Consider the following 17882-nt stretch of genomic DNA (forward strand, 5'->3'; position numbering starts at 1 on the left):
TCACGGTCTTGGTTTTCACGCATGGTGATTTCAGTGTGGCGGGTTTCGACGGTGTTTGGCGTAAGTAACGGTAGTGCGGTTCAATCGAGGTAAACTCGATTTGACTATGGGCGGAATCGTCGAAGAATGAACAACCGACTACAGCCAGTTCGGCGCCGGACATCGTTGACGGTGAGGATTTTATTGGCCGCTGTGGTCTTCAGTCTTACATTTACATCGCTGGCAATGAACCTTCCGGGCCCGAATGCTTCGAGCCATGGAGAGCCGGTCCACGCAAGGTCGCTCGATAGCACCTTTCGAACGGTGGCAGGTTCCGCTGGGAGTCTCTCCGGGAAGTTTGTGTATCTGTCACCGGGACTCGGATGGATTGATGACTCTTCGACTGATATCTGGCGGACCCAACGAGGCAATACCCACAACATTGTTGAAGACTTTCTCCACGCCGAGATGGTGAACCAGTACCTGATCGAGTACCTGACCCGCGCTGGCGCCTATGTCTTTCCTGTGCGAGAGCGGGACCTCCAGACTGCCATGGTGATCGTTGACGATGGAGATCTCGATGATGTTCCCTCCAATGGACTGTACGCGGAGTCAGGGGATCTCAGCCTTTTTACCGGTTCAGGTTTGGGGGGGTTCGACAACTTTCAGGCCCCTTACAGCCCCACCACCAACCCTTTCGAAGCACCGGAAGGAACCTCTCGTCTCCTGACGACGGCAGCATCCGAAACTGCGCGAGCGACCTGGACGCCGGTTCTCCCCCAGTCGGGCCATTACGAGGTCTACGTCTCCTATCTCTCCGACGGATCCCGTGCGAGCGACGTACATTACGTCGTCACACACTCCGGCGGCGAGGCCCACGTCCGGATCGACCAGCAGCGTCATGGATCGACCTGGATCTCCCTGGGACGCTATCACTTCGAAGCCTGGTTCGATTCCGACGTTTCCGACCGGGCATCGGTCGCATTGCTCAATGACTCGACGGAGCCCGGCTCCAACGTGAGTCTTGATGCGGTCCGCTTCGGCGGTGGAATGGGGGACGTTGTGGGCCAAAATTTCTTTGAAGTGTCCGGAGAACCGCGGTGGGAAGAAGCCGCCCGAACCTACGTGCAGTTCATGGGGGCGCCGTCGTCTGTCTACGACTTCAGCCCCGTGAATGACGTGACCCCTCGTTCTCGCTACGCCGCCTGGCAGAATCAGGATGGTGAGGACGCGGTCTACGTGTCGATCAGATCGCACGGGTATGAGGGTGCTCGGGGGACCGAGAGTTTCGTCTACAGCGCCAATCCACCGGACGGCAGCACCTACGATCCTACCCAATCCTCGCCGGGTTCCGTGGAGCTGATGACCGCCATTCACAACGAGGTCATCGCGGACCTCCGCTCCGGTTGGGACTCGACATGGGCCGACCGTGGGATCTCCTCAGCTTACTTTGGTGAATTGAATCCCGCCAACAACGATGAGATGCCTTCGTCAATGATCTACCTGGGATTCCATGGCAACGTGCAGGACGCCGAGGCGATGTCGGATCCACGATTTCGCCGACTGGTCGCCCGGAGCATTTACCAGGGGATCGTGAAATACTTTGCGAACCGTGATGGAGCTCCCTTTGTACTTCTTCCCGAGCCCCCGGAAGCGCTCTCGGCCAGAGGGCTCCCCGACGGCACGATTAGGGTGGATTGGTCGTCCTCGCCCACGGACGACCTGGACCTGCTCGGCGATCCAGCTACGAGCTACCGAGTCCACATCAGTGACGACGGCCAGGGGTTTCGGCTTGCGGGCGAGACGTCCGGCAACCAGTTCGATCTCACGCCTCCCGAGCCGGGTGAGATTGTGTACCTTAGGCTGACCGCAGTGAACGCCGGCGGGGAATCGCTACCCACCGAGGTTCTCAGCGTGCGGAGCGCCCATGCGGCCGACGCGAAGATCCTTCTTGTGCAAGGGTTCGATCGTCTCGAGCGGAGCCTCATGCCCTTGGAGGATATGAACTACGCGGCTCTGGGAATGGTCTTTCGAATGGACCTCGACCGGATGAATCGGGGCGACTACCTTCTCCAGTACGCGGAGGCCCTGAAAACGTGGAATGTCTCATTCGACTCCTCCTCCAACGAGGCGGTGACCAATGGTCGCGTTGGACTGGACCCTGAAACCTACAATGCGATTTTCTGGAGCCTCGGTCGAGAGTCGACGGCCGACGAGACTTTCGACACGACGGAGCAGACTTTCGTGACCTCCTATCTTAACGAAGGTGGTTCGTTCTTTGCGTCGGGAAGTAACCTTGGATGGGACCTTGATTTTAAGGGCTCGGCTGCTGACCGGGCCTTCTTCGAGGACGTGTTGGGCGCGAACTACGTAGCTGATGATGCGGGAGTTTACGAAATATTCGGGGCACCTGGCACCCGATTCCACGCCCTTGAGCTTACATTCGACGATGGAAGTCACGGGATTTACGATGTCCGCTACCCCGACGTCCTCTCCCCCGCCCTGGATGGTGCCCAAATCTGCTTATCGTATCCCTTGGATATTGGCGATGCCTGCGTTCAGTACGACGCAGGGGACTATCGGGTTCTTACGCTCGGGGTGCCTTTCGAATCCATCGTGAGTGGTACAAAACGAGCCGACCTCATGGAACGGATTCTCCTGACCCTCAGAGTTGTCGACAAGCCCATCTTCCAGGACAGGTTTGAAGACGGGGCGCTGATTAGCCCGTAACCGGTGGCATCTAGCGCGACGACAACTATTAGTGATGGAGTGGTGGTGCTGCTTGAATGAAGTCGGCTTTTCCTTTTCCTGACTGTTCTGATCGGGGAATCGCTAGTGCGCCAGCGCGACCCAAAAAAGTCGTTGAACCTGCCTAATTCTGAGTGATTCGCGAATTATGTTTCACTTGCTCCAGGAGCGCCTGGGCGCGATCAATACGATCGGTGTGCAGGGGGTACTTTTCCGTAAGACCTTCGAGTGCCCGGCCGGCCAGTTCAGCGGCACGTTGGTCATTGCCCTCATGACTCCAGTACTCTGCCTCGACGATCTGCACGAAATATGCCCAGGGGTGGGTGGGTGATAATTCGGCGCCTTGGGCGGCCCAGTCCAGCGCCTGGCGTGCGCAGGGCATATCGTCTTGTTGCATGCAGATCGAGGCGAGCGTTGCTAGCTGTTCGGCCCAGTAGATTACACCAATATCGCCGCGCTCAACCTTCCCCTGGATGGATTGCTCGAGCTTCTTCCGGGCTGCATCCAGATTACCTTCCAATAGGTCAAATTCCCAACCGTTCCACTGCCAGGACTTGTAAAATTCGCTATCGATCCCTCTCGACTCACCGTATAACCTGAGGTTTTCGATGAACTTCGACCGGGCTGCTTCGATGCGCCCCGCGCGAAGCAGTCCCAGGCTCATATTCTGCTGCCATTCGAAAAGTTGGAATGCGTCGGGCTCGTAGATCTCACGGGCTATGTCAAGTGCCGTTTCGTAACTCTCGACTGAGGCATCGTAATCACCTATGGCAAACAGCCGACGAGCTTCATTGCTCAATGTCGAGGCTCTGTAGAGGCGGCTTTCGGGCTTCTCCGGGTCCACGGATTCCAGTACAAGTCGGTTGTAGCGAGCGGCCTGATCCATCTGGCCGATGTCAGCGTGCATGACTCCCAGGCTGGCATATGAAGTCAAAAGATTCGCCGAGTCTGCCCCCTCCACTTCGGAAGTGATCCGAACGTGTTCATTGAAGTTATGGATGGCATCTTCGAACTGCCGATTCCGATATGAGAGCGTGGCCAAGGTGGCGTAGGCCGCAGCGACATCGCTGTGCAGCTCTCCGAAATTGGCGCGGGCGATGAACAGGGCGCGCTCGATCGGTTCACGTGCTTCGTCGATTTTGTGGAGTGCGAGTCGAGACCAGCCGATCTGGCGCAGTGGATGGATCAACAGGTGAGTGGCCGGACTGATGTGCTCCTCCAAGATCGCCACGGCACGACTCGCATGCTCGATCGCTTCTTCGTGTCTGTGCGAATTGCTGTAAGTAAAGGCAATCTCGCGGTGGGTGTCGGCGATTGTCCGATAGTCGCGGGGTTGTGATTGTTCGAGCAATGCAAGAGCTTCGTTGAAGCGAGCGATGGCATCATCGTGCTCTTGCTCGGCCTGGAGGATGTTCCCGCGCTCGATATGGTAGCGCGCCAGAAGGCCCACATCGAAGTCATGGCGCTCGACGAGTGCTGATGCGTCGTCGAGCAACTCGCGCATTGCATCCACTTCGATGCCGCGACTGGCCAGGTCAAGCCGGTCCAGTAGAATTTGGAATGCAGTTTCAGGCGATTCGGAGTGGTCGACCAGTTGGGCGGCCTCTTCCAGGGTCGCCCTGGCCGCGTGTAGATCGCCGAGCACCATTTCAATAGTGCCTTGAACGCGGAGCAGCTCCGCGCGAGCGCCGGATTCCGTGGAAAGCTCGCGGCGCACGACCGCGACAGCCTCCTCCAGGAGGGCATGAACATGGGCGGCGCCGCCGGATTGACGTTCGGCATTGGCGTCGATGAGGCCCGTGAAAGTCTCCGAGACCAGGTCCGACATGGCCTGAAGGACGCGGTTGGATGTCTCCGCACGTTGTTCGGCAAGCATTCGTGCTTCGGATAATGAGTGGGTGTACCACAGTCCGCTGACCAGAATGATTGCCACCGATAGTGCGGAGACCAGGCTAGCCGCCTTGTTTCTGGCCGCGAGCTTGCGTAGTCGATATCCGGTTCCCGGTCTGGCGGCGCTGATCGGGAAACCGCCCAGCCAGGCTTCCAGGTCGCCTTTCAGTGCGTTTGCGTCCCGGTATCGCTCATTCGGGGACGCCCGGAGACATTTTTCGATGATCAGAAGCAACTCATCGGGAAGCTTCGTCCTTACCGACTCCGGAAGTGTCACCTCCTGCCGATTGGCAGCCCGCGTAATCGCATCCGAAAGATCGTCATACAGCTTTTGAGATTCTCCGGTGAGCAACTCCAGAAGCAGAAAGCCCAGCTGATAGATATCGGAACCGACCGTGATTTCCTTCCCTAGCAGCTGTTCCGGACTGGCATAGCGCGGCGTCATTGGGGTGATCTGGCCAGCGTCGGTGAAATCTGATTGCAGATCCTTCGCGATTCCGAAGTCCAGCAGTTTTGGCTGCCCCTCGGAATTGACAAGTACATTGGAAGGTTTGATGTCCCGGTGTACGATCAGTCGGGCATGGGCGTAGGCCAGTGCTTCCACAACGCCAATCATCATCCGGACGATTGTTTTCGGGCTCGCGCGATTAGTTTGACACCACTCATCGACTGGTACGCCATCGATCAGTTCCATCACGATGTATGGCCAGCCTTCCTCGGTGACCTGGGCATCATAGAGTTGGCCGATATTCGGGTGGTTGAGCGAGGCGAGCACACTTTGTTCGCGCAGGAAGCGTTCCCGGTATTCCGGATTCATCGAGCTGGCAGGCGATAACTTGATCGCCACGTCGCGGCTGAAGCTTCCGTCGATGCGCTCGGCCCGATAGACTCGGCTCATTCCGCCCTCAGCGATCAGTGCCGTGATGCGGTAGTTCCCCAGTGTTCGGTCTATCAGGGCCTGGCCATCCGATCCGGCCATCTCGAGAAAGAGGCGAAGGCCGCCACCCGTTTCAAAATCCCCGTTGCCCTGCTTGCTCATTTCACAATCCCTTGCCAGACGTCTCGGCATTTCCGTCTTTGCTTGCTCCTAAGAGTGCCTGCTTTAACCAGGCGCGAGAACGTGCCCAGTCGCGCTCTATAGTGCGTTCGGAAAGGCCCAGGATTCCAGCCGTTTCCCGATTCGTGAACCCTCCGAAATACCGGCACTCGAACACTGCAACCAATCGCCGATCGTGCTTGGCCAGTTGGTCCATCAAACGATCGAGCTCGATCAGCCATTCCGGATCGCCCTCAGCCGACAGTTCGTTTTCCTCCAGCGTCAGGGCGCGCATGCCGCGGCCCCGTTTGTCCCTGAGCCGGCGCCGAGCGTTGTCCACCAGGAGATGCCGCATCGTGGTCGCACAGGCTGCGTAGAAGTGATTGCGGTCCTTCCAGTGATGCACGCCGCCTTCGGCAAGCTTGCAGTAGGCCTCGTTGACAAGTCCGGTGGTGTTCAGGGTTTCGCTGGGGTGGCGCTGGCGGAGTTGGATGTGGGCTAATTCGCGAAGCTGCGGGTAGATGAGCTCGACCAGCCGATCGAACGAATCCACCTGTCCTGACCGGTAGGCGGCAAGTAGCTCGGTAACGCTGCGTGTGTCCTCGGACAAGGCCTGCTCCGGCTCCCTGGTCCCGGAAACGAGTATAGCAATCGACCGCATGGCGGCTCCAGAGCGCCGATGTCGTGAGTCTTATTTGAGGCGGAGTGCTGCCAAGTTCTGCTGATCAGGCTTGTGCGGGTGCCGGTGAACGTGGGATGCGCTGGGAGTCTCTGGAATCTAATGAAATGCCTATCTTACAAAGTGCTTTTGTTGATCTTGGTATGCCCTTGCGTTTCCAGCCTGGCGCAGGCCCCTCATGCCGGTACGATCATCTACTTCAATCCTTGCTCTGGAGGTTGTAGCTTCAACCAGGGCCTTGAAGACAACTCCATCACCAATATCTCCTCGATCATTGGGAGTTCAGCGACTTTCACTGAGTTTCAACATGGTTCCGAACTCTGGGCGGAAGTCTTGCAGTGCCTGAGTCAAAAGTTCTCTCCTTTCGACGTAGTTGTGACCGACAAGGATCCGGGTTCCGTTGCGCACAGTGAAGTCGTGGTGGCAGGCTCGCCCGACGAAGGTGGATTTCCTAACAGTATCGGCGCCGTGGCGCCCTTCGACTGCAGTTTCATCGAGAATGCGCCAGCGTTTACCTTCGCCAACACCTACGGAAGTTCCGAGCCGATCTGTGAAGCTGCCGCAGCTATGGCTGCCCACATGTTCAGTCTCGACACTCATTACCATTGCGAAGACCTGATGACCTATCTCACTGAGGACTGTGGGCCCAAACGGTTTGTTGACCAGGAAATGCAGTGTGGTGAGCACGAACCCAGGGCTTGCCAGTGTGGTGGGAGCACAGAGAATTCATTCGCGGTGCTTCTCGAAAAGCTTGGTCCCGCCCTGCCGCTGATTTTCGCAGATAGATTCGAAACCCGGTCGGAAGAGACGTGGAGGCAGGCTGTTCCGAAGAATTGACCGTGAAGAGGGAATTGGCTTCAGGAGGCACGGCCCCACTTCTGCTCCCCGGTCCTGGAAGCGAGTTCTCAATGGATCGGATGGCGGCTCCAGTGGGATTGTGTCGTGAGTATGGAATATGGAGAAAACATGTGAGGGGGCCAATAGCGCTTGCTGCAAGACTCGGTGGTGTCGGCCCGCTTGGTCGCATGTGTTTTCTATCGGGCTGCTTCGGACCTGCCTGGCCACGACGGCTTCATGTGTGCTGTTTCTTGGACTGAGTCCCGCCGTCCTCGCCGAAGTCTTCCCGCCCCATTTCTATATCGGAGGCGTCGACGGCAGCAACGGTTTTCAACTCATAGGCGAGAACGAAGGCGATAGGTCGGGCTATTCTGTCAGTCGTGCTGGTGACGTCAATGGGGACGGCAGGGGCGACGTGATAATCGGAGCCTTTCTTGCCGATGTGGATGGCCACTCGACCGCAGGCCGTGTCTATGTCGTATTTGGAGGTGATGGATCTTTCCCGGATACGCTTGAACTCGATGCATTGGATGGATTCAATGGTTTTCGTTTGGAAGGTGTTGCGGTAGGCGACCATGCAGGCAATTCAGTCAGCGCGGCTGGCGATGTCAATGGCGACGGTTTTGATGACCTGATCGTCGGGGCTAATCTGGCGGACCCCAATGGAAAGTCGCGAGCGGGCAGCAGCTACGTGGTATTCGGTCGGGACTCGGGCTTCCCGGCGACGTTCAGCCTGGATAGTCTTGATGGCGCCAGTGGTTTTCGCCTTGATGGTGAGGCACCCCTGGACGGTTCCGGGGGTTCGGTAAGCGCTGCTGGTGATATCAATGGTGACGGCATCGATGATCTCATCATTGGAGCACACGGTGCCGATCACAACGGTGACGGCTCTGGCAGCAGCTATGTCGTGTTTGGTCGTACCGCGTTCGCGGCCGTTGAGGCTCTGGGTAATCTGAATGGGACCAACGGCTTTCGCGTGGACGGCGCAGCCGCGGGCGATCGCTCCGGTAAATCCGTCAGCGCCGCCGGCGATGTCAATGGCGATGGCATTGACGATTTGATCATCGGTGCGTTTCGAGCGGCACCCAATGGCAAAGCGGATGCCGGAAGCGCTTTCTTGGTATTTGGCCGAGAGACGCCATTTCCGGCTACGCTCAACCTGGGAGACCTGGATGGCACGGACGGTTTTCGTATCGACGGCGTGGCAACTGGTGACTTTACCGGAAATAGCGTCAGTGGCGCGGGCGACGTCAACGGTGACGGGATAGACGAAGTGATCATCGGAGCAGATCGTTCAGATCCCGGGGGTTTGGAGGATGCGGGAAGTGCTTACGTGGTTTTCGGGCGAGAGGGATCGTTTCCGGCGACAATCTTGTTAAGCGGGTTGAACGGACTCAATGGATTTCGCCTGGCCGGTATGGCTGCAGGCGATCGAACCGGCAATTCGGTCAGCGCGGCCGGTGATGTCAATGACGACGGAGTCGACGACTTAATCGTGGGGGCGTTTGATGCCGATGATCCCAGTATCAGTGCCACTGATTGTGGCCTCAGCTATCTGGTGTTCGGTCATCGAAATGAGTTCCCTGCATCAGTCGATCTCGGAACTCTGGACGGCAAAAACGGCCTTCGGCTGATTGGGGGATATCCCGGTGACTTTTCCGGTCGCTCGGTCAGTGGTGCCGGCGATGTTAACAACGATGGTATCGATGACATCATCATCGGGGCGGACCTCTTTGAACTCGACGACTGGATTGCCAGCGACATCGGCAGCAGCTATGTCGTGTTCGGCCGCTCGGACAAATTGTTCACGGACCGCTTCGAGTCGAAGTGATCTAGCGCCTATCCCGCCGCCGGCGGCACATCCGGCGCAAAGTCGAAGGAATCGTAGAACAGTCGATCTTCCGGCACGCCGGCCTTGAGGAAAGCGGGCCGGGCGGCATGGATCATGGCCGGGGGGCCGGACATGTAGACGTCCCAGCCGGAGAGGTCGGGGTGGTGGCGCAGGACCGCATCGTGGACGAAGCCGGTTTCGCCCTCCCACTTGTCGTCGGGTTCGCTGACGACGGGTATGAAACTCAGGGCCGGGTGTTCGGCCTGCCAGCGCCGGATCAGTTCGGCGGCGTAGAGGTCGTCGGCCGTGCGCGTACCCCAGAACAGTTCCAGCGGGCGTTCGTCGCCGGCGTGGATCAACTCCTCGATCATGGCCTTCAACGGCGCGAAGCCGGTGCCGCCGCCGGCAAGGACGGCGGGGCGATCGGAGTTGCGGCGGAAGAAGAAGGTGCCCAACGGACCTTCGAATCTGAGGATCTCCTTTTCGTGCATGTCCTCGAAGACGTGGCCGGTAAAGCCACCGCCGTCGACGTGTTTGACGTGCAGCTCGACGAATTCACTTTCCGACGGCGGCGATGCGATCGAGAATGCGCGGCGCTTGCCGTCGGGCAGCAGGATGTCGATGTACTGGCCGGCCAGGAATTGCAGCCTGGCGGCCGCGGGCAGCTTCAGGCGCAGGCGCATGGTGTCCTGGGTAAACCGGTCCATGGTTTCCACGCGTGCCGGCAGCAGGCGCACCGGGATGTCCTCGACCTGTTCGATCTCGCGCGACTCGATGATCACATCGCCTTCGGCCACGGCCTGGCAGCTCAGCATCTGACCGTCATGGAGCTCGGTCTGCTCCAGTGCAGTCGGGGGGTTGTAGGGGTAGGTAATCCGGCCTTCGATCAGGCGGCACTTGCAGCTGGCGCAGGTGCCGTTGCGGCAGGAATAGGGCAGCACAATGCCCTGGCGCAGGGCTGCGGTCAGGATGGTTTCGTCCGGGCGGGCGCTGAACTCGCGGCCGGTGGAGGCGATCCGGATGTGGGCGTGGTCGGAAGTGGACACTCGAATATGCGGCTGGATTGCGACAAGCGCTACATGATGCCAGATTGCGGAGGTTGGGTCGCCCCGGCCCTGTGCTAACCTTCGCCCGCACCGATCCCGAGCCGCGGAGGGTATCCGAATTGAGCGACTGGACCAAGCTGACCACGGCCGAGAACCCGATCGAGGCGGGGTTCCTGCGCGGCCTGCTAGAGGCCGATGGCATCGAGGTCCAGGTGCGCAGCATGGAATTGTGGACCGCCGCGGTCGAAATCTATTTTTCGGAAGGGGCGCGCCCGTCGTTGTGGGTACACGAGCGCAACCTCGAGGCCGCCCGGCGCGTCCTGCAGCGGCGCGACGACACCACCGGGGAAGCAGCCTGGACCTGTCCGGCCTGCGGCGAACGGCTGGAGGGGCAGTTCACCGCCTGCTGGCATTGCGCCACCGAGCACGAGGCGAACGAGTGAACGAGTCCGGACACCGCGTACCGGCGTTTCGCACGCCCTGGCGCCTGGCCTGGCGCGTGCCCCTGTTTGTCTTGCACGTGTTCGTCGGCCTGCCGCTGGCGCTGTTGTGCTTCCTGCCTGGCGTCAATCGAATTCCGGTTGCCGGCATGCCACTGAGAACGCGGGCCCACCGCGCCTGGCAGCGCATTAACCTGCGCCTGTTCGGCGTGCGATTGGATGTCTCGGGCCGCTTGCCGGAGGGTGGGTGCCTGATTGTGGCCAATCACATCAGCTGGCTCGACATCGTGCTGCTGCAGTCGCTGTGGCCAATGTGGCTGGTGGCGAAGGCCGAGATTCGTGCCTGGCCGTTGATCGGCTGGATGGCCGAGGTGGGCGGTACCCTGTTCATCGTACGCGGCAGACTTGAGTCGCGCCAGCAGATCTCGCGGCGCATGGCTGCGCTGCTACGCCGCGGCGATCGAGTCGGCATCTTTCCCGAGGGCGGCATTCGTCCCGACCGCGGGGTCAACCGGTTTCACGCGCCACTGTTTGCCCCGGCGATCCGAACCCGCAAGCCCGTGGTGCCGGTCGCCATCCGCTACGAACGCGAACGGGACCTGCACGAGGAGTTCGTCTTCGGTCCCGGTGAGAGCTTCCTGCGCAATTTCTTCCGGTTGATGGCCGAACCGCCGCTGACTGGCCGCATCATGATCGGCGAGCCGATTATGGAATACGATAGCGGCCGGCGCCATCTGGCCGAGAAAGCCGGCGCGGTGGTCAAGGACTTCTATGACAATGCCTGAATCATCCCCGCCCGAATTCGCGCCGCGCGGGCTGCTGGCCAGCCCGCACGTGCAGTCGATCCTGACCTCCGGCCCCTGGCGCCGGCGGCGGGTCCAAAAGCGCGCAGTCGACTACCGGGCGCGCAGCGAAGAGCGGATTCTCACGGCCCGTGACGGCACGCGCCTGCTCGGATTCGGCAACCGGGCGCAGTCGGAACGGCGCGACGCGATGGTGATCCTGCTGCACGGCTGGGAGGGCAGTGCCGATTCCAATTATCTGTTGTCGACGGCGGTGACGCTCGACCGGGCCGGTTTCGACACGTTCAGGCTCAATTTCCGCGACCATGGCGATTCGCACCATCTCAACGAGGGCCTGTTCCATTCCTGCCTGCTCGACGAGGTGCTCGATGCGGTTGCCATCGTGGCTGGCGAATTCGATGGGCCGGTTTTCATGGCCGGCTTTTCGCTGGGCGGCAACTTCACCTTGCGCATTGCCCGCCAGGCCCCCTCGAGGGGCCTCGAGATCGAGCGGGCGGTGGCCGTCAGCCCGGTCATCCGGCCGCATCACGTGCTCGACGCCATGGAGCAGGGCCTGCCGATCTACGAGCGCTACTTCGTGCACAAATGGCGTCGTTCGCTCAAGTACAAGCAGTCGCTCTACCCCGAGCGCTACGATCTGAAGGAATGGTTCCGGATCGGAAAGGTCCGTCGGCAGACCGAGTGGCTGATCGAGCGCTTGACCGATTTTCCGGATCTCAATGCCTACCTCGAAGGTTACTCGGTGGCCGGCGACTACTTGGCCGAGCTGGAAACGTCGACCCTGATCATTGCCGCCGCCGATGACCCGATCATTCCGATCGGCGATATCGAGGCGCTGCCGCGATCGGCAGCGCTCGACATCGAAGTGTTGCGGCACGGCGGTCATTGCGGCTTTCTGGCCAACTGGCGCCTGGAGAGCTGGATCGAGAACAGGCTCACGCATGAGTTCTGCAGCCTGGCGGATACGCCGGCCGAAGTGACTGTCGCGGCAGGGGAAATCCGATAGCATGGCGGATGAATTCCCCATGGCGATTGCCGTGCGAATCCTTGGTGCCGTTCTGGCCGGGCTGATCCTGGCCGCCTGCTGCCCGCGCGATCAGGTCGACGAGCGCGGCTGGCCGAATGAGTTGGTGCTCGGCCTGGTGCCGTCACTCGAGGCCGAGGCCATGGTCGATAACCTCGATCCGCTGGCCGATTTCCTCAGCGAGGAACTGGGCATGCCGGTGACCAGCTTCGTGCCGCAGGACTACACCGGCCTGGTCGAGGCCCTGGGTACGGGCCGGGCCGATATCGGCATGCTGCCACCGTTTGCCGCCATGCTCGGCCAGCGCCGCTACGACATCAAGACCGTCCTGATCTCCGTGCGCGAGGGCGAGACCGGCTATCGCTCGCAGTTCATGACCAACGATCCATCGGTCTGTGATTCACCCGTGGTCGAGGACGAGCGCGGCTACCTGACCTGCGAGGGCGACGTGCAGGAGATGCGCGGCGAGACCGTGGCCTTCACCGACCCCAACAGCACCTCCGGATTTCTGTTTCCTTCACTGCACCTGATGGACCACGGCATCGACCCCAGTTCCGACGTCGACGGGATTTTTGTCGGCGGCCACGATTCGGCGGCATTGGCGGTGTACGCCGGCGACGTGCGTTTCGCAGTGGCCTACGACGATGTGCGCATGTTCATCGACGAGCAGTATCCCGACATCGGCCAGAAGGTGATCACCTTCGACCATACCGTGATGATCCCCAATGACGGCGTGCAACTGCGGCCGGGCTTGCCGGAGGACCTGCAGAGGGCCATCGCCGAGGCCTTCGTCAAGCTGGCCGAATCGCAGGCTCACCTGCCGCGGGAAGAGAAGGTGCTTTGGATACTCTATGAAATCGACGATTTCGTGCCGGCCACCGAAGGGCTCTACGACCCGGTGCGCGACGCCTATGAGCTGCTGCGAGAATGATTACATGCGAGGAGCTGAGCAAGGGGATGAGACATGACTGACCAGCGCGGCAGTATCCGTTTCACCGATGCCGGCGTGACCTACCCCGGCGGCACGGTGGGAATGAAGAACCTGAACCTGGAGATCGAGCCGGGCGAGTTCGTCGTCATCGTCGGTTCCTCGGGGGCGGGCAAATCGACCCTGTTGCGCGCCATCAACGGGCTCAACCGACTCACCTCCGGTACGGTCGAGATCGACGGCGAGTCGGTTTCCCAGTACGAGGGCCGCGAGCTGCGGCGCTTGAGAAAGCGCATCGGCATGATTTTCCAGGACTTTCGCCTGATCAAGCGCCTGAGCGTGATCAACAACGTGCTGATCGGCCGGCTGGCGCACGTGCCGGGCTGGCGCGCCATGCTCAATCTCTGGCCACAGTACGATCGCGACATCGCGCTAAAAGCACTCGAGCGTGTCGGCATTCCCGAAAAAGCCTGGGCGCGTGCCAGCACATTGTCGGGCGGTCAGCAGCAGCGCGTCGGTATTGCCCGCGCCCTGGCCCAGGAACCGGCCATCATCCTGGCCGACGAACCGGTCGCTTCGCTCGACCCGGTGACCACCCACCAGATCATGCGCGACCTTGTTCGCATCAACCGCGATCTGGGCATTACCACCCTGGTCAACCTGCACTTCCTCGACCTGGCGCGCGAATATGGCCAGCGCATCATCGGGCTGAAGGCTGGTGAGCTGGTATACGACGGATCGGCGAAAACCGTGACGGATGAGGATTTCCGGGAAATCTATGGGAGGGAGTTTACGGAAGACGATCTATTGGAAGAGAAGGAATGAAATCTGAAATCCGAAATTCGAAATCCGAAACAAGCACGAAATCCGAAGCACGAAACGGGTGCTTCTCGCGTTTCGAATTTGGGTTTTCGAATTTCGAATTTGTTTCGGATTTGGTGCTTCGAATTTCGAATTTGAAGGTTGATTGGTCTCGGAGCTCGTGGTGATCCCCAGCCGACCCACTCGCAACTGGCCTCTCATCATCGGCACGGCCAGCTTCCTCACCGCCATGACCTGGTGGTCGGCAAATGGCATCGGTTTTTCACTGATCGAACTGCTGTGCAATATCGGCGGGGGCGGTCGGCTGCTGGCTGAATCCTGGCCGCCGGACTTCAGCTACCTGCCACGCCTGGCCGAGCCGTTCATGGAAACGCTCAATATCGCCATTATCGGTACGGTGATCGGCGGCATCCTGTCGGTGCCGGTGGCGGTGCTGGCCGCACGCAATCTCACGCTCGGGCGGATCATCTGGTTCACCGACCGCAATTTCATGAATGTGCTGCGCACCCTGCCGGACCTGTTCTGGGCGATGCTGTTCGCCACCGCGGTCGGTTTCGGGCCGGTGGCGGGCGCCCTGGCGCTGTCGGTATTTACCATCGCGGTCATCTCCAAGCTGTGGTCGGAGTCGCTGGAATCGATCGACATGGGCTTGCCCGAGGTGGTGCGCGCGGTCGGTGGTACCTGGCTGCAGATGATCAAGTTCGGCGCCATCCCGCAGGCCCTGCAGCACTATGTCTCCTATGCGCTTTATGCCTTTGAGCTGAACGTGCGCGCCTCGATGGTGCTCGGCCTGGTCGGGGCCGGCGGCATTGGCATGATCCTCGAGACCCAGCGCGCCAACTTCGAGTACGAGCGGGTGGCCATGATCGTGCTGGTGGTGCTGGTGGCCGTGCTGATCATCGAGGAGATCTCCGAGGCCATCCGGAGGCGGCTGGCATGAGCCAAACGACGCTCCAGGGCCGGAATCGCGTCGGCGGGGCGACCTGGGCGACATTCATCATCGCCGCGCTGTTTTTCTGGTCGATGTGGGCGATCGGATTCTCGCCTGATCGCCTTGGCAAGCTGCCGGCCCAGATGGTCGAGGTGCTGGGATTCTTCTGGCCGGCCGACATGGCCTACGGCTGGGACCGGGTCATGCCGGCCATAGCCGAGTCAATCCAGATTGCCTGGATCGGGACGATCATCGGCGCACTGTTTTCGTTGCCGCTGGCGCTTTTGGGCGCCCGGACGCTGTTTCCGAAGCTGGCTCGCGGGGTCAAGCTGATTTCGGCCATCACGCGCGCCTTTCCAGAGATCCTGCTGGCGATCTATTTTGTGCCGATCGTCGGGCTGGGGCCCTTTGGCGGGGCACTGGCCATCGGCATCTCCTCCATTGGCATGCTAACCAAGCTGGGCGCGGAGGTCGTGGACTCCCTCGACCACGGCCCGATCGAAGCGGTCGAGGCCGCCGGGGGTTCGCGCATCCTGGCGCTGCGCTTTGCCGTGCTGCCGCAGGTGCTGCCCGAAATCATCGCGCACTGGCTGTTCCGCTTCGAGCTCAATATCCGGGCTTCGGCCGTGCTGGGCGTGGTCGGTGCCGGCGGGGTGGGCGGCGTGCTGCTCAATACGCTCCGCTATCGTCACTTCGACAAGGCCGCGGCGGTGCTGGTGCTGACCATCCTGATCGTGCTGGTGATCGATATGGTCTCCGGGGAGATCCGGCGAAGGATTATCCGCGGGTAGGCGCTCTTCAGAAGTGGGTGGCCTGCCGGGCTCGCCCCGGGGGGAATCGAGTTCCTAGCTACGGAATCACGCCAAGGCGCAAAGGAGCCAAGGCCGCCAAGATAAAGAATTTCTAGTTTGAATCTACGAAAAGGCCACCAGGAAGTTCTTTTAAGGTCTTCTTTCCTGTTCTCTTAGCGAACTTGGCGCCTTAGCGCCTTGGCGTGAACCCGACAACGCCGGATTCCTCCCCAAACGGTCAGATTCGGTACGCCACCGCTTTCATGATGCCGGCCGTGAAGGCCATGAGCTTTTGCACCGGCGCCGGCAGAATGGTCGCCCCGTGGTCGCGGGCCATCTGGGCGTGGCGGGCCTCGTCTTCCTTCATCTGCGCGACGATGGCGCGTGAGCGCTGGTCTTGTGGCGGCAGGCGCTCGAGGTGTTCATCCAGGTGGGACTCGACCTGGCGTTCGGTTGCTTCCACGAAGCCCAGGCTCCACGGGTCGCCGGCCAGGCCGGCGGCGGCGCCGAAGGAGAACGATCCGGCGTACCACAGGGGATTGAACAGGCTCGGGCGACTGCCCAGTTCTTCGAGTCTCTCGGCGCACCAGGCCAGGTGGTCTTCCTCTTCGCGCGCGGCCTCGGCCATGCGGTCGCGGACGTCGCCGCTGCGGGCCGTGGCTGCCTGGCCGGCGTAGAGTGCCTGGGCGCAGACCTCGCCGGTGTGGTTGATGCGCATCAGCCCGGCGGTCAGGCGGCGTTCGGCCGCATCCAGTTCGGCGATTTCCAGATTCTCGGCCGGCGAGGGACGCGTGCCGCTGGGCGGTGGTCCGAAGGCGGCCCGCAGGCCGCCGTCGAGCTGGCTGAAGAGTCGGTCAATGGCGGAGATCTGTTGCATGTGGTGGGTTCTGACAGGAGGATTGATTTCCTGGGGATGCTACACCGTCTATACTCTTGCGCGCATCAAAAACGGATTCTTGAATTCAAAGGAACTCTGACATGGTAAGGCTGTCACTGGTTGTCGGGCGCAATGACAACAAGAATAAAGCTTCCTTCATGCAATCTTTCGCGATGATTCTGTTGTGCGGTTGGTTCGTCTGCCCGGCGGATGCCGCCGAGTGGTCCGGCAAGGGCGAATTCGGGCTGGTGGTTGCCCGTGGCAATTCCGAGACCGAAACCCTGAACCTCGGGCTGCAGTTCGAGCGGATGTCGGAAAAATGGCGCAATGACCTCAAACTGACGGCGCTGCGGTCTTCCGATGATGGCGACCTCAATGCCGAGCGCTACACCCTGGGCTACAAATCCGGCTACAACTTCAATGAGAAGTCTTACCTCTACGGCGCGCTGCGCTATGATCAGGACGAATTCTCCAGCAATGACTACCAGACCAGCCTGTCCGTCGGTTACGGCAGGCAACTGCTCGATTCCGAGACCCACCAGTTGACCATGGAGGTCGGCCCCGGTGTGCGCCGCACGGCGCCGAGCGACCCGCTCGAACCCACCGAGACCAATGTGATCGGCCGTTTGTCGACTGACTATGCCTGGACCATTTCGGAGACGGCCGACCTGACCAACGTGCTGCTGGTCGAGGCCGGCAGCAACAATACCTTCGCCGAGAACGAGCTGTCGCTGAATGTCGCGATCAACTCGCGTTTCGCCCTGAAGCTGTCCGGTGCCGTGCGCCACAATACCGACGTGGACCCCGATGTGAAGAAGACCGACACCCTGACCACGGCCAACCTGGTCTACAAGTTCGGCGAACATTGAGTTACTACCGCCGACATCTGTTTTTCTGCACCAACGTGCGTCCCGAGGGCGCCGAGCGGCCGTCCTGCGGCCGCTGTGACTCGGCCCGACTGCGCGCTTACGCCAAGTCGCAGCTCAAGGAGCTGGGTCTGGCCGGCCCGGGCGCCGTGCGCGCCAATACGTCCGGCTGCCTGGATCGCTGCGAGGAGGGTCCCTGCCTGGTGGTCTACCCGGACGGGATCTGGTACACCTACATCGACGAATCCGACATCGATGAGATCATCGAATCCCACCTGATCGAGGGGCGTCCGGTCGAACGCCTGAGGCTGCCTTCGGATCCGCCCGATTCGGTCTGAATGCCTGTTGCAGGGC

16 protein-coding genes are annotated in these 17882 nt (G+C 60.7%); 12 read left to right on the plus strand and 4 right to left on the minus strand.

All coding sequences use genetic code 11. From position 1 onward, the window contains the following. The first annotated feature begins 126 nt into the window (after window positions 1–126). Window positions 127–2709, plus strand: coding sequence for an N-acetylmuramoyl-L-alanine amidase (locus G4Y73_RS03170; protein WP_164229296.1), 2583 nt, complete (start codon window positions 127–129; stop codon window positions 2707–2709). 142 nt (window positions 2710–2851) lie between these two features. On the opposite strand, the gene G4Y73_RS03175 is transcribed toward G4Y73_RS03170, so the two are convergent. Both G4Y73_RS03175 and G4Y73_RS03180 read right to left on the minus strand, forming a co-directional pair. After that, the gene (locus G4Y73_RS03175; protein ID WP_164229298.1) at window positions 2852–5656 is read right to left on the minus strand and encodes a serine/threonine-protein kinase; all 2805 of its coding nucleotides are present in this window, start codon (window positions 5654–5656) and stop codon (window positions 2852–2854) included. Window position 5657: 1 nt separating this feature from the next. Next, window positions 5658–6314, minus strand: coding sequence for an ECF-type sigma factor (locus G4Y73_RS03180; RefSeq protein WP_164229300.1), 657 nt, complete (start codon window positions 6312–6314; stop codon window positions 5658–5660). A gap of 120 nt (window positions 6315–6434) precedes the next feature. Between G4Y73_RS03180 and G4Y73_RS03185 the strand changes: the two genes are divergently transcribed. Both G4Y73_RS03185 and G4Y73_RS03190 read left to right on the plus strand, forming a co-directional pair. After that, on the plus strand, window positions 6435–7169 hold the full coding sequence (locus G4Y73_RS03185; RefSeq protein WP_164229302.1) for a hypothetical protein: 735 nt from the start codon (window positions 6435–6437) through the stop codon (window positions 7167–7169). A 190-nt stretch (window positions 7170–7359) separates the two neighbouring features. Continuing rightward, window positions 7360–9000, plus strand: a complete 1641-nt coding sequence (locus G4Y73_RS03190; protein WP_164229304.1) for an integrin alpha — start codon at window positions 7360–7362, stop codon at window positions 8998–9000. Window positions 9001–9008: 8 nt separating this feature from the next. On the opposite strand, the gene G4Y73_RS03195 is transcribed toward G4Y73_RS03190, so the two are convergent. Next, window positions 9009–10046, minus strand: coding sequence for a CDP-6-deoxy-delta-3,4-glucoseen reductase (locus G4Y73_RS03195; RefSeq protein ID WP_346426821.1), 1038 nt, complete (start codon window positions 10044–10046; stop codon window positions 9009–9011). 119 nt (window positions 10047–10165) lie between these two features. Here G4Y73_RS03195 and G4Y73_RS03200 point away from each other — a divergent pair, with 119 nt between their 5' ends. The 7 genes from G4Y73_RS03200 to phnE (G4Y73_RS03230) all read left to right on the plus strand — a co-directional run bounded on the left by G4Y73_RS03200 (window position 10166) and on the right by phnE (G4Y73_RS03230) (window position 15785). Next, window positions 10166–10489: a DUF2007 domain-containing protein gene (locus tag G4Y73_RS03200; RefSeq protein ID WP_164229306.1), complete on the plus strand. Its 324-nt coding sequence runs from the start codon at window positions 10166–10168 to the stop codon at window positions 10487–10489. Further along, complete coding sequence (locus tag G4Y73_RS03205; RefSeq protein ID WP_164229308.1) at window positions 10486–11271, plus strand: 1-acyl-sn-glycerol-3-phosphate acyltransferase; 786 nt, start codon at window positions 10486–10488, stop codon at window positions 11269–11271. The genes G4Y73_RS03200 and G4Y73_RS03205 overlap by 4 nt, the downstream gene beginning before the upstream one ends. Then, on the plus strand, window positions 11264–12295 hold the full coding sequence (locus G4Y73_RS03210) for an alpha/beta fold hydrolase (RefSeq protein WP_164229310.1): 1032 nt from the start codon (window positions 11264–11266) through the stop codon (window positions 12293–12295). The genes G4Y73_RS03205 and G4Y73_RS03210 overlap by 8 nt, the downstream gene beginning before the upstream one ends. Before the next feature lies 1 nt (window position 12296). Then, window positions 12297–13244 carry a phosphate/phosphite/phosphonate ABC transporter substrate-binding protein gene (locus G4Y73_RS03215; RefSeq protein ID WP_164229313.1) on the plus strand — a complete coding sequence of 316 codons (948 nt, stop codon included), beginning with the start codon at window positions 12297–12299 and terminating at the stop codon, window positions 13242–13244. A 33-nt stretch (window positions 13245–13277) separates the two neighbouring features. After that, a complete protein-coding gene (phnC, locus tag G4Y73_RS03220) occupies window positions 13278–14066 on the plus strand; it encodes a phosphonate ABC transporter ATP-binding protein (protein ID WP_164229315.1) in 789 nt (262 codons plus the stop codon). A gap of 160 nt (window positions 14067–14226) precedes the next feature. Beyond that, complete coding sequence (gene phnE / locus G4Y73_RS03225; protein ID WP_164229317.1) at window positions 14227–15003, plus strand: phosphonate ABC transporter, permease protein PhnE; 777 nt, start codon at window positions 14227–14229, stop codon at window positions 15001–15003. Next, window positions 15000–15785 carry a phosphonate ABC transporter, permease protein PhnE gene (gene phnE, locus G4Y73_RS03230; RefSeq protein WP_164229319.1) on the plus strand — a complete coding sequence of 262 codons (786 nt, stop codon included), beginning with the start codon at window positions 15000–15002 and terminating at the stop codon, window positions 15783–15785. The genes phnE (G4Y73_RS03225) and phnE (G4Y73_RS03230) overlap by 4 nt, the downstream gene beginning before the upstream one ends. A 238-nt stretch (window positions 15786–16023) precedes the next feature. On the opposite strand, the gene coq7 is transcribed toward phnE (G4Y73_RS03230), so the two are convergent. Beyond that, window positions 16024–16662: a 2-polyprenyl-3-methyl-6-methoxy-1,4-benzoquinone monooxygenase gene (gene coq7, locus G4Y73_RS03235; RefSeq protein ID WP_164229321.1), complete on the minus strand. Its 639-nt coding sequence runs from the start codon at window positions 16660–16662 to the stop codon at window positions 16024–16026. Between the two features lie 158 nt (window positions 16663–16820). On the opposite strand from coq7, the gene G4Y73_RS03240 reads away from it, so the two are divergent. Next, a complete protein-coding gene (locus tag G4Y73_RS03240) occupies window positions 16821–17531 on the plus strand; it encodes a DUF481 domain-containing protein (RefSeq protein WP_164229323.1) in 711 nt (236 codons plus the stop codon). Beyond that, on the plus strand, window positions 17528–17866 hold the full coding sequence (locus G4Y73_RS03245) for a (2Fe-2S) ferredoxin domain-containing protein (RefSeq protein ID WP_164229325.1): 339 nt from the start codon (window positions 17528–17530) through the stop codon (window positions 17864–17866). The genes G4Y73_RS03240 and G4Y73_RS03245 overlap by 4 nt, the downstream gene beginning before the upstream one ends. Window positions 17867–17882 lie beyond the last annotated feature (16 nt).

Origin of the sequence: Wenzhouxiangella sp. XN201 (genome assembly GCF_011008905.1) — a bacterium.
In the GTDB taxonomy this organism is placed as follows: domain Bacteria; phylum Pseudomonadota; class Gammaproteobacteria; order Xanthomonadales; family Wenzhouxiangellaceae; genus Wenzhouxiangella.